This is a genomic window from Pseudoalteromonas sp. MelDa3, from assembly GCF_002863625.1.
Taxonomy (GTDB): domain Bacteria; phylum Pseudomonadota; class Gammaproteobacteria; order Enterobacterales; family Alteromonadaceae; genus Pseudoalteromonas; species Pseudoalteromonas arctica.
The window spans coordinates 1-10948 of the sequence record NZ_PJBR01000231.1; the positions used below are offsets into that span (position 1 = coordinate 1).

Here is a 10948-nt window from a genome sequence, read left to right on the forward strand (position 1 = left end):
TTTGATGTTACTGAATATAGGAATATAGGAATAGTAGAAAAGTGGTGGAGGGAGCTGGATTCGAACCAGCGAAGGCTGAGCCGTCAGATTTACAGTCTGATCCCTTTGGCCGCTCGGGAACCCCTCCACACTAATTTTATTGCATTTGGCCCCACTTAACTTAGCGGTAAGAAAAGTGGTGGAGGGAGCTGGATTCGAACCAGCGAAGGCTGAGCCGTCAGATTTACAGTCTGATCCCTTTGGCCGCTCGGGAACCCCTCCAATGCAACGGCGCTGATAATAGCAAATTGCGTATTTAAGTAAAGAAAAAAGCTAAAGAAAATTGAAATAAAGCCGATAAATATCTATCAGTTACCACAATCGGCTAAAGACTATGCAAATAGATGATTTGTTAATCACAGAGAGTCAGTTAAACAGTAGACTCAATAATAGTGTGCATGAAAATCGCCGTGGCGAATTTGCACTATTATTAGCGATGCTGTCACATGACGCACTCGACTTTAGTCAATTTCATTTACCAAAAACTGAAATAGATAATTTAGTTATAGAAGAAGAGGCGTTAAGAAAGCAATTTGGCGCCGGTCCAAAGCAACTTTTAGCCCCTGATGAATATAATATGTTGGTTGGACAATTTAATGCTTCATTAATATCCCAAGAAGGAGAGCGCTGTGGTATGACAAGTATTAAGCTAAGACAATGCTTAAGCCCTGAACCACTTGCGATTAGAAATGATGATAAGCATATTCCACTTAATATAATAGATAACTGTGAGCTTGCCGTCAGAAGAAGAATTAAAAGCGAACAAACCCAACTATCTAACCCCCCTATAGATGCGGCTGCTTTTTACGACAGCCTTAATAATGATGCATTACATCAACCACTTCACCTTATTGCTGTGTGATATATGATTGTAATAATCATCAGTTAATATATGCTTTATAACGGGTCTGCTTTATATATTTGCTAATAATTGATTTAATGAAAAAAAAGCATCCAAAAATTAAATGCAATTGCTATAATGGCATCAAATGGTATGACATGAAATGCCATTATCATTAAACCAAGGTAATTAGGAACGTAATGAAGAAAACATTCACGCTAAATCACGAGAAAATCAAATACCCTCGTATGGTTGATGCTGCAAAGCACGAAGTGAAAAAATATTTGAAAAGAGAGCGTAATAAAACGCTACCTGAAGATGCTGACTATTGGGCATTTGACTGTAAGTTTGGTAACACAGCTGAAGATGCGCAAGTTGTGCACGTAGCTGAATTAAGTAACCAAATTGGCGAAATTGAAAAGCAAGGTTTGACCTCTTTCTATGTAGAGATTTTAGCTCGACCTGCTCAACGTCAACAGTTAGATTTAGATGATGACGAATAACATTTAATTTAATTAAGTGTTCGAAGTTTTAAAATGAGCCCAAGTGGCTCATTTTTTGTTTTTATGTATTAAAGATTCACCATAAATCATTTTATTAGTAACTAATAAGTAGAGCTTTACTTTATTAACATTTGCATAACAAAATGTAGTGATATAGGGTGTGTTTAATAAAAAAAACAAAACAGTTGTACCATGCCGATAAATTACTCTGACCATCAATTAAAATTAAGCTTAAAGAACTCTAAGGTACTTGTCGTTGACGATCAGCTATTGAGCCTCATAGTATTGAAAAAAATATTATCAGAGCATTTTAGTGTAACAACAACGAGCTGTGGTAAGGATGCGATTGAAATTTGTAAACATAATCCGCCAGATATAATACTACTCGATATTAATATGGAAGGAATGAGTGGTATTGAAACATGTCTAAAATTAAAAAACATATCTGAAACACAAGATATTCCTGTTATTTTTGTTACCTCATCTGAAAATCAAGAAGAAGAGTGCTGGGAGGCCGGGGCTGTAGATTTTATAAAGAAACCAACTAACTCGGAAACTTTATATAGAAGGGTGCGCGCCCATATTACGATGAAACTGCAACATGACTTACTCAATCAAAAAGTATTTCTAGATGATTTAACAAAGGTATTCAATCGTCGTTATTTTGATGCGCATTTTTCTAAAATGGAACGAAGCGCTTTGCGAGAAAAAGTCGACTATGCGCTCTTACTCATCGATATAGATTACTTTAAGCAATACAACGATCTTTATGGTCATGTGCAAGGTGATACGGTTTTAAACCTTGTTGCACAAACTATTACTAATAGTTTGCAAAGGCCAACCGATTTTGTTGCGCGTTACGGCGGCGAAGAGTTTGTAGTTGTCCTACCGCATACAAGCATTGAAGGTGCAATTTGTGTTGCTGATAAAATTAAACAAAATGTGGTCGATTTAGGAATATTACACAGATATTCAGAATATGACTTTGTGACTATTAGTATTGGCGGTGCAACCCTACAACCATATGTAAATAACAAAAACACGTTGCAGATCGCAGATGAAAAAATGTATGAGTCCAAAATGCAAGGTCGTAATCAAGTGTGTTTTTAAGTTTAGCTAGCTAATAAATCACTCTGCCACTTAAAAACACCTTGTAGGTAATAAATATTAAATAAGATTATTTATTACACGCTATGACATTTTTTGTACTTTTTCTTGCTACCACATGGGCAGTCATCATTTCTGCCCACTTTAATATCTTCAACAGGATATATAGTGCCATCTAAATAACGCCATTGAGTGCTTTCTTTAATAAACTGCGATTTTTCGTGAAGCTCACAAAATAAGTTTTGATAAAAATATTGGGCTTTAAATTCTACAGTGCCGGTATCGCCATCATGGCTTGACCCAATTACATCAAGATTTATAAATCGACAGCTGTTAGCAAAATCATTGATTTCTTTAACCGGATTTTCAGCTTGTTTTTCTTTTGCGTAGGTTTGATAAACATATTCTGCATTTTTAATAACATAAGCACTGAATCGTGAGCGCATAAGTTGTTCAGGAGAGTCAGCTTGCTTAACAGATAAGTGAAGCGGCTCGCAGCAATAGGCATAATTGTGCCCACTGCTGCAAAAACATAATGTGGTATTGAGTGAAGTCATAATAATAATACAAAGTCTAAAACATTAGTTTAACAAGCTTATTGGGCGAGTGATATCTCTGTTGTTTGAGACTTTTTAGTAAAACAGTATAGTTTTGTATTCGTTTTACTTAAATCGAACGATAGATTCGTAAGTAGTTGGTTATTAACTATATCGGTCCAGGTAATTACCGCTGCAAAGTTTCCGTTATGTAATGCAGAATTTAATACATACTCTAAATTTACTAGGTGCTTTTGTCTAATAACAAGTAATTTACTTGTATCAATAGAGCATGAGTCAAGTAAAGCTTTGCTAGGTACATGATCTGGAGCAATTAGTAACGTCCATGCATTAGAGCTATTGTATTGGTGTAATACTTTTAAAAGCTCAAAGGTCGCTGAAATTTCATCTTCAATTTGAATCAAATTCACGCAATCGCTTTGCTCATCTTGTTGGTAACTTTTAACTGTTCTTACGGTAATAGGCTGTAACATAATTTCACTCACTGGGTTTTTATACAGTATTCATATACAGTAGTTTATACAGTGCTTTCGTGCAAGCCTTTTATGCTATTTATTTGTACAGTTATTCAGCTTTTGATCATTGTTTTTATTTTTTTAATTTATAATTCTTTATTAATCAGGTTGTTATAGGGTTGTTTTTGAGAAGGTATTCTAAAAATAAATTTTTGAGCAGTGTCTTCATTTTGGGGTTTTATACTGTATAGGATTATCTTTGTAACCATATACAGTATTTTTTACACTGCATACAGTACTTCTGCCATAGCTAGCTTATGTGTTTTCACTCGTGCGAGGGATCATATGAGAAAACTGGAGTTGGTGGATTTGTTCGTACAAACTTGCCGCATAACATTGAGCATCTTTAAATCGCTTAGTTTCGATATGTTTGCGTATATCTGTAACCGCTGCAGTGGCAGGGGCGTACCCTTGGCTACTTGCTAAGCTTAACCAAGCTACAGCATGAAATACACTTTGTGGCACGCCTTCACCTTTCACAAAAAATAAACCTAAATAAAACTGTGCTCTATGGTTTCCCGCCATTGCAGCAAGTCGCATCCATTTTGCAGCCAATGGAGCTTGATTATTTTTTAAATAATATAGGGCTTTATTTAACGTACTTTGCTCATCTTTTTTATTATCAACGGGCACAGAGGTATTTTCGGGTTGAGTAACAAAACCTAAAATATTATCTAGCTGTTGCTCTAAGTCTTGCTCACAAGGTGTTGTTTTAAGCATATTGGTTCATTTATTATTTTAACTACTTTAACAGTTTAGTATATAGCAAGGTAAAATGTCCTGTAAAAGATAATTTTTATGTTAAAATCTCGCCACTTTTTACTATCACAAGTTTATTATGTTCGAAGCCTTATTTAAACTGAGCGAAAATAATTCAACAGTTAAACGCGAATGCGTTGCTGGCCTAACTACCTTTATAACTATGGTATACATTGTATTTGTAAACCCGGCTATGCTCGCAGAGGCTGGGATGGATCAAGGGGCTGCATTTGTAGCGACATGTATAGCAGCTGCGATAGGCTGTTTTATAATGGGTTTATGGGCTAACTATCCATTAGCATTAGCGCCTGGTATGGGACTAAATGCCTTTTTTACGTATGGTGTCGTATTAGGAATGGGTTATACCTGGCAAGCCGCGTTAGGGGCTGTATTTATGTCGGGTTGTATATTTTTGTTTTTAAGCTTATTTAAAGTCAGAGAGTGGATTATTAATGCCATACCTCTGGTGCTCAAGCGAGCAATCGCAACGGGTATAGGTGCTTTTTTAGCATTAATTGCCCTTAAAAATGCAGGCATTATTGTCTCAAGCCCGGCAACATTAGTACAGTTGGGCGACATTACTTCTCCAGGACCGTTATTGGCTATATTAAGCTTTTTTGTAATTGCAGCGCTTTTATATCGCGACTTTAAAAGTGGCGTGCTTATTAGTATTTTATTAGTGACTGGCATTGCTCTAAGTTTTGGGCTTGTTGAATATCACGGTGTTATGGCTATGCCACCATCAATAATGCCTACTTTTATGCAGCTAGATTTTGCAGCCGCTTTTGATATATCAATGATGAGTGTTATTTTTGCTTTCTTGTTTGTCGATCTTTTTGATACTTCGGGTACATTAGTTGCGGTAACTCAAAAAGCAGGTTTAGCTGATGAAAAAGGTAACATGCCTCGTTTAGGGCGCGCATTAAGTGCTGACAGCTCAGCAACAATTGCAGGTGCGATGCTAGGTACGTCTACGACTACATCGTATATAGAATCGGTTGCTGGTGTATCTGTTGGCGGACGTACTGGCTTAACAGCTGTAGTTGTAGGCATTTGCTTTTTACTAATGATGTTTTTTGCACCGCTTGCACAAATGGTACCGGCTTATGCTACGGCAGGCGCTATTTTATATGTCGCTGTTCTGATGCTGCAAAATTTAAAGTTTGTAAACTGGGATGATATGACCGATGCAATTCCTGTTACTGTGGTATTACTAATGACACCATTAACGTTTTCGATTGCGCACGGTATTGCACTTGGTTTTATATCTTATACGGCGGTTAAAGTCTTGTGCGGCAAGCAAGATCAAGTCAGTATTAGTGTTTGGATATTAACAGCCTTGTTTGTTTTCAAGTTTGCATTTTTGTCTTAATAGCTAACAAAAAAGCCTGCACAAATTTTAATTTGTGCAGGCTTTTTTAATGCTTTTATAAAAGCACTACCATTTCTTTTTAGGAGCAAACAGTATATCTAAGTCGTCTTGCTCTTCTTCTGTTTTCTTTTTAAGTGCGCTTGCATTAGAAGCTCGCAGTTCAACACTAATTGCTTCTAAGTAACCCTCAACTTCTAGCCGTTTTGTTGTTACGTATTCGTCAGAGTAGGTAACTGCGCTGAGTGTTGCCTGCGCTTTTTCAAAGTACTGTCTTGCAGAGCCAACCATACTGGCTGAGCGGGCAGATAGGCCACGTTTTATTTGGCTTTCAATATTAATACGCAGTTGTAGTTTTTCGAGACGTTTATCTTCTAAAACAAAGACTTGGCTATCAATACGACCTTTGCTGTGTTCAGAGCGTAAAATTGAGCGTAATTTTTTAATGCCTTGAATTAGGCCTACAAGTTGTTTGTCATTACTCGGTAGCGTTAAAGCTTCACTGCTATTATCTTGAACTGGATTAGATAAGTGCGTTTTTGCTTCACTTAAGCGGCTTTTAAGTGCTTTAGATGTTTGCGAGTTAGTAACCATTGTATTTAAGGCTTCGTAAATACGGCGCTGTAATGTACGAATTAGATTTTCAGAAAGGGGGATGTTAGCACTATTCATTAGTGCCTCTTCTGTTTCTTCTATTATAGCTTTTTGTTTTGTAAGCTCTTTACGGCGTTCTGCCTCTTGTTTTTCTTTGTGTTGTTGTACAGCACTTACCCAAAGTGCAATCACAATCAATGCAACTATAAGCACTATTATAATAGAAACGATCATGGTGTAATTCTCGGATATATAACCTAATTATTTAATCTTACATTAAATATACGTTAACAGGGTAGCTTTGCGCCGATTAACTTAAAAAATATACCAAAAAATTGATAGGTTGAGCTCTTTATAAACTGCAGTAAGCCTAAGGGCTTATAAACTAAAGCTGAATAATCATCGCTACCTGAAGCATATTTATTATGCTAGCCTTGAGCTCTAATCAGATAATTGCACACCTAAAGACCTAAAGTGCTATTTTACGTAAATAACACTTGGTTTTAAGCGGTATTGCCTTTATAAATAATATGAATAATAACGTTAAAATTTGCAGCCATGAAATTACAACAACTCAGATACATCGTAGAAGTACAAAATCATAAATTAAATGTTTCAGCGACTGCTGAGAGTTTATTTACCTCGCAGCCAGGAATTTCTAAACAAGTACGCATGTTAGAAGATGAGTTGGGTGTGCAAATTTTTGGTCGCAGTGGTAAGCATTTAACGCATGTAACCGGTGCCGGCGAAGATATTATTAATATTTCTCGTGAAATACTCTCTAAAGTAGAAGGTATTAAAGCCGTTGCTAATGAGCATACGCTACCTGATCAAGGTAAGTTAAATATTGCTACAACACATACCCAAGCTCGTTATGCTTTGCCTAACGTAATTCAAGGGTTTATGAAAAAATACCCTGCGGTATCGCTTCATATGCACCAAGGTACTCCACAGCAAATATCGGATGCTGCAGCACGCGGTGATGCCGATTTTGCTATTGCAACAGAAGCACTGCATTTGTATTCAGATTTAGTTATGCTGCCTTGCTACCATTGGAATCGCAGTATTGTTGTCGCTAAAGACCATCCGTTGGCTAAAAAGGCAAATAGTTTAACCGTTGCTGATATTGCTCAATATCCACTCATTACATATGTATTTGGTTTTACGGGCCGCTCAGAGTTAGATAAAGCGTTTAGCGCACACGGGCTTGAACCACACATTGTATTTACCGCAACCGATGCTGATGTTATAAAAACATACGTACGACTGGGTTTAGGAGTTGGTGTTGTTGCTTCAATGGCGATAGATCAAGTAAGCGATACCGATTTAGTGTGTATTGATGCAAGCCACTTATTTGAAGCTAGTACGACCAAGATTGGTTTTAGAAAGGGCAGCTTTTTACGTACTTATATGTATGATTTTATCGAACGTTTTGCACCGCACTTAACTAAAGAGCGAGTAGAGCGAGCAAGCTTATTACGTAACCAAGATGACGTAGATAAGTTATTTGCAGATATAGAGTTACCCGTTAAATAATGTCACTACATTAAACGAATAATAAAAAAGCCGCCTATTTTAAAAATAGGCGGCTTTTTCTTTTTATAGCGAGCTGATTAACATTCGATAATATTAACAGCCAATCCACCGCGAGCGGTTTCTTTATATTTAGTTTTCATATCGTTACCAGTTTCAAGCATGGTTTTAATCACTTTATCAAGCGATACCTTTTGCTCGCCACTGCCACGTATAGCTAAACGTGAAGCGTTAATTGCTTTAATAGCGCCCATTGCATTACGTTCAATACACGGTACTTGTACTAAGCCACCAACAGGGTCGCACGTTAGGCCTAAATTATGTTCCATACCAATTTCTGCTGCGTTTTCTACTTGCACAACATTGCCACCAACAATTTCTGTTAATGCGCCTGCAGCCATAGAGCACGCAACGCCCACTTCACCTTGGCAACCTACTTCGGCACCCGATATAGAGGCATTCTTTTTATATAAAATACCAATAGCAGCAGCGGTTAATAAATAACGCGTGGCTATATCGCGGTCTACTTCTTTCACAAATGTGTGATAGTACATAAGCACAGCCGGTAAAATACCCGCAGCACCATTAGTTGGTGCGGTAACTACACGGCCACCTGCCGCATTTTCTTCGTTTACGGCAAGGGCAAATAAATCAACCCAGTCCATTGCACGAAGCGGGTCGTTACTGACCTCTATATTTAGTTTTAAGTATAAGCTGGGCGCACGGCGTTTTACTTTTAAGCCGCCAGGTAAAATACCTTCGGTGCGCATACCACGGTCAATACAAGCCATCATTACTTTCCAAATATGGAACAATGTGTCTTTTACTTCGTCTTCAGTGCGCAGTGTTTTTTCGTTTTTCATCATCAAGGTAGAAACACTAAACCCAGACTCTTTACACATCTCTAGTAGTTCTTTTGCGCTGCCAAATGGGAAAGGGGCTGGATTTTCTTCTCTAATATCAAGGGCCGCCTGTTTTTCGTTTTCAAACTCTTCGTCGGTAACAATGAAGCCACCGCCAATAGAGTAATATACTTTGCTGTAAATTTTTTCGCCGTTGTTTGAGGCGATAATTTCCATTGCATTAGAATGCTTAGGCAGTGTTTTACGACGATGAAAAACAATAGCACCTTGTTTTGGAAACTTAGCTTTGTGTGTTTTGTTTAGATAAATAACCTGATCTTTTTCAATGGTTGCTAAAATGTCGTCGACTAAATCGGCGTCAATTGTTTCAGGATCGTAACCGGCTAAACCAAGAATTACGGCTTTACCCGAGCCATGGCCAACACCTGTTTGACCAAGAGAGCCATAAAGCTCTACTTTAATATCGGTCACATTTGCTAATAATTGTTGTTCTTGTAGGTCATTAACAAATAAGCGTGATGCGCGCATTGGGCCAACGGTGTGTGATGACGAAGGGCCAATACCAATACTAAACATATCAAATGCACTGATCATAATGTGTGTGTCTCTACTTTGTTTTATCAGCACGAAGCTGCTCTTTGAACGGTCGAGCATGATAACGTGGAATTGTGATTGTGTAACTACTAATAACGAAGATTTAAACTGGTAAGGCGAGTTGTTTTGTAAAGTTTTTTATAATGCTTGCAGTCGCACCCCATAGTAAACCATGCGGCGTTTTAAAACCTTGCAAAATAACCGTTTTCCCAAATCGTTGAAAAGGTAAGGGTTGCCAGTTAGCTTCGTTATTTAATTCAGTAACAGAGAGCAAAAAGCTCGCTTGTACTTCATTATAGTCATTTTCCCAGGTGGTGTTTTTTTTGAGTAAACCCACATAGGGGCTAATACTAAAACCCGTTAAGGTTGAATACTCAGGTAAGTGACCTAATACATTAACGTTGCTTTGGGCAATATTTAGCTCTTCTTTTAGTTCGCGAAGTGCTGTGGTGCGAAGGGTAATGTCGCTTACTTCAAACTTGCCTCCGGGCAAACAAATCTCCCCAGGGTGATGGTGTAAATAAGTAGGGCGTTTACACAGTAAAATATGTGCATGGTTATCTATATCAATAATTGGCAGCATAACCGCGCTAGCGCGTTTTTTACGTGTGTCTTTTAACTGATTTGGCGCAGCTGTAGGGCTTAACAGAAACCGCGCCATAATGTGTTCACTATTCAAAACGACCTACTGTTTTAATAAAGGGAGGATTTTATTTACTTTATCGTAAGTTTCTTGATATTCCAATTCGACTTTAGAATCAGCGACTATTCCGCCACCTGCCCAGCAGTAAATTTGCGCTTTGTGGCACACCAAGGTGCGAATAGTAATACTCGTATCCATATTTCCACATGCACTTAAATAACCAATCGAACCACAATAAATGCTGCGGCGATGTGGTTCTAGTTCTTCAATTATTTCCATCGCTCTAATTTTGGGCGCACCGGTGATTGAGCCACCCGGAAAAGCAGCTTTTAGCTGATCGACCGCTGTTTTACCTTCATCAAGTTCTGAGGTTACCGTGCTTACTAAATGATGCACTGCCGGAAAGCTTTCAATAGCAAAAAGGGAAGGGACGTGAACGCTGCCTGGTTTTGCTACTTTGCCTAAGTCGTTACGTAGTAAATCAACAATCATGACATTTTCAGCGCGATCTTTAGCTGATGCTGCGAGTATTTTCGCTTGGCGTTGATCCTCTAGTGCATCTGCTTTTCGCGGCAGTGTGCCTTTAATTGGCTTGGTTTCTACAACGTTATTGTTTACAGATATAAAGCGCTCAGGAGAAATTGATAAAATAGCCCCTTGAGGGTGATTTATAAAGCTCGAAAACGGCGCTTTATTTGCCTCACGCAGTTTAATATAAGCTGCCCAAGGGGAGCCTTCAAACTGAGCGTTAAAGCGCTGCGCTAAATTAATTTGGTAACAATCGCCACTTTTTAAATACTCCTCAATTTGGGCAAACTTTGCAGCGTATTCCGTTTCGCTCATATTTGATTGCCAGTCGCTGTTTAGGGCAAAGGACTGCGTATTAACTTGGGAGTTAACGTGTGTATTTAAATATTGTTGATAAAGCGCTAATCGATCGGTGTTTGGCTGCGATACATAAAACCAGCTTTGTTGCTGCTTGTCGTAAATAAGGGCATCTAAGTAAAGGCCAATAGCCATTTGGGGAAGGT

At 38.1% G+C, this 10948-nt stretch carries 12 protein-coding genes and 2 tRNA genes; 5 read left to right on the forward strand and 9 right to left on the reverse strand.

Features of this window, described 5'->3' with window-relative positions; genetic code table 11:
• Nucleotides 1–42: 42 nt before the first annotated feature.
• Both CXF89_RS19615 and CXF89_RS19620 read right to left on the reverse strand, forming a co-directional pair.
• Nucleotides 43–127 (reverse strand) — tRNA-Tyr (locus tag CXF89_RS19615).
• Nucleotides 128–176: 49 nt separating this feature from the next.
• Nucleotides 177–261 (reverse strand) — tRNA-Tyr (locus CXF89_RS19620).
• A gap of 112 nt (nucleotides 262–373) precedes the next feature.
• On the opposite strand from CXF89_RS19620, the gene CXF89_RS19625 reads away from it, so the two are divergent.
• From CXF89_RS19625 to CXF89_RS19635, 3 genes are all read left to right on the forward strand, one after another.
• Complete coding sequence (locus tag CXF89_RS19625; RefSeq protein ID WP_121955541.1) at nucleotides 374–901, forward strand: VC2046/SO_2500 family protein; 528 nt, start codon at nucleotides 374–376, stop codon at nucleotides 899–901.
• Between the two features lie 179 nt (nucleotides 902–1080).
• The gene (locus tag CXF89_RS19630) at nucleotides 1081–1383 is read left to right on the forward strand and encodes a DUF6172 family protein (RefSeq protein ID WP_002961433.1); all 303 of its coding nucleotides are present in this window, start codon (nucleotides 1081–1083) and stop codon (nucleotides 1381–1383) included.
• Between the two features lie 192 nt (nucleotides 1384–1575).
• Nucleotides 1576–2493, forward strand: a complete 918-nt coding sequence (locus tag CXF89_RS19635; RefSeq protein WP_121955542.1) for a diguanylate cyclase — start codon at nucleotides 1576–1578, stop codon at nucleotides 2491–2493.
• Nucleotides 2494–2567: 74 nt separating this feature from the next.
• Here the strand turns inward: CXF89_RS19635 and CXF89_RS19640 are convergent, their stop codons facing one another.
• The 3 genes from CXF89_RS19640 to CXF89_RS19650 all read right to left on the reverse strand — a co-directional run bounded on the left by CXF89_RS19640 (nucleotide 2568) and on the right by CXF89_RS19650 (nucleotide 4282).
• On the reverse strand, nucleotides 2568–3047 hold the full coding sequence (locus CXF89_RS19640; protein WP_121955543.1) for a YchJ family protein: 480 nt from the start codon (nucleotides 3045–3047) through the stop codon (nucleotides 2568–2570).
• Nucleotides 3048–3085: 38 nt separating this feature from the next.
• Nucleotides 3086–3520 (reverse strand): SulA-like leucine-rich domain-containing protein, encoded by a 435-nt coding sequence (locus CXF89_RS19645; protein ID WP_007583705.1) that lies wholly within the window; start codon nucleotides 3518–3520, stop codon nucleotides 3086–3088.
• Nucleotides 3521–3817: 297 nt separating this feature from the next.
• The gene (locus CXF89_RS19650; protein ID WP_007583707.1) at nucleotides 3818–4282 is read right to left on the reverse strand and encodes a tetratricopeptide repeat protein; all 465 of its coding nucleotides are present in this window, start codon (nucleotides 4280–4282) and stop codon (nucleotides 3818–3820) included.
• Nucleotides 4283–4400: 118 nt separating this feature from the next.
• Between CXF89_RS19650 and CXF89_RS19655 the strand changes: the two genes are divergently transcribed.
• Nucleotides 4401–5693, forward strand: a complete 1293-nt coding sequence (locus CXF89_RS19655) for an NCS2 family permease (RefSeq protein ID WP_007583709.1) — start codon at nucleotides 4401–4403, stop codon at nucleotides 5691–5693.
• Nucleotides 5694–5759: 66 nt separating this feature from the next.
• Here CXF89_RS19655 and CXF89_RS19660 read toward each other — a convergent pair whose 3' ends face one another.
• On the reverse strand, nucleotides 5760–6518 hold the full coding sequence (locus CXF89_RS19660) for a hypothetical protein (protein ID WP_007583833.1): 759 nt from the start codon (nucleotides 6516–6518) through the stop codon (nucleotides 5760–5762).
• A gap of 324 nt (nucleotides 6519–6842) precedes the next feature.
• Here CXF89_RS19660 and cysB point away from each other — a divergent pair, with 324 nt between their 5' ends.
• Nucleotides 6843–7820, forward strand: a complete 978-nt coding sequence (cysB, locus tag CXF89_RS19665; RefSeq protein ID WP_002961670.1) for an HTH-type transcriptional regulator CysB — start codon at nucleotides 6843–6845, stop codon at nucleotides 7818–7820.
• Between the two features lie 77 nt (nucleotides 7821–7897).
• Here the strand turns inward: cysB and CXF89_RS19670 are convergent, their stop codons facing one another.
• The 3 genes from CXF89_RS19670 to pabB form a co-directional block, all read right to left on the reverse strand.
• Entirely contained in the window at nucleotides 7898–9274 is a 1377-nt protein-coding gene (locus tag CXF89_RS19670; protein ID WP_024590992.1) for an L-serine ammonia-lyase, read from the reverse strand.
• Between the two features lie 103 nt (nucleotides 9275–9377).
• Complete coding sequence (locus CXF89_RS19675) at nucleotides 9378–9953, reverse strand: NUDIX hydrolase (protein ID WP_024590991.1); 576 nt, start codon at nucleotides 9951–9953, stop codon at nucleotides 9378–9380.
• A 6-nt stretch (nucleotides 9954–9959) separates the two neighbouring features.
• Nucleotides 9960–10948 (reverse strand): aminodeoxychorismate synthase component I (pabB, locus tag CXF89_RS19680; protein ID WP_121955544.1); only part of this gene is annotated, 989 nt, incomplete at its 5' end.

Excerpts from the sequence above, each read along its gene's own strand:
- CXF89_RS19625 (WP_121955541.1), top strand. The coding sequence starts at position 374 with ATGCAAATAGATGATTTGTTAATCACAGAGAGTCAGTTAAACAGTAGA.
- CXF89_RS19630 (WP_002961433.1), top strand. The coding sequence starts at position 1,081 with ATGAAGAAAACATTCACGCTAAATCACGAGAAAATCAAATACCCTCGT.
- CXF89_RS19635 (WP_121955542.1), top strand. The coding sequence starts at position 1,576 with ATGCCGATAAATTACTCTGACCATCAATTAAAATTAAGCTTAAAGAAC.
- CXF89_RS19640 (WP_121955543.1), bottom strand. The coding sequence starts at position 3,047 with ATGACTTCACTCAATACCACATTATGTTTTTGCAGCAGTGGGCACAAT.
- CXF89_RS19645 (WP_007583705.1), bottom strand. The coding sequence starts at position 3,520 with ATGTTACAGCCTATTACCGTAAGAACAGTTAAAAGTTACCAACAAGAT.
- CXF89_RS19650 (WP_007583707.1), bottom strand. The coding sequence starts at position 4,282 with ATGCTTAAAACAACACCTTGTGAGCAAGACTTAGAGCAACAGCTAGAT.
- CXF89_RS19655 (WP_007583709.1), top strand. The coding sequence starts at position 4,401 with ATGTTCGAAGCCTTATTTAAACTGAGCGAAAATAATTCAACAGTTAAA.
- CXF89_RS19660 (WP_007583833.1), bottom strand. The coding sequence starts at position 6,518 with ATGATCGTTTCTATTATAATAGTGCTTATAGTTGCATTGATTGTGATT.
- cysB (WP_002961670.1), top strand. The coding sequence starts at position 6,843 with ATGAAATTACAACAACTCAGATACATCGTAGAAGTACAAAATCATAAA.
- CXF89_RS19670 (WP_024590992.1), bottom strand. The coding sequence starts at position 9,274 with ATGATCAGTGCATTTGATATGTTTAGTATTGGTATTGGCCCTTCGTCA.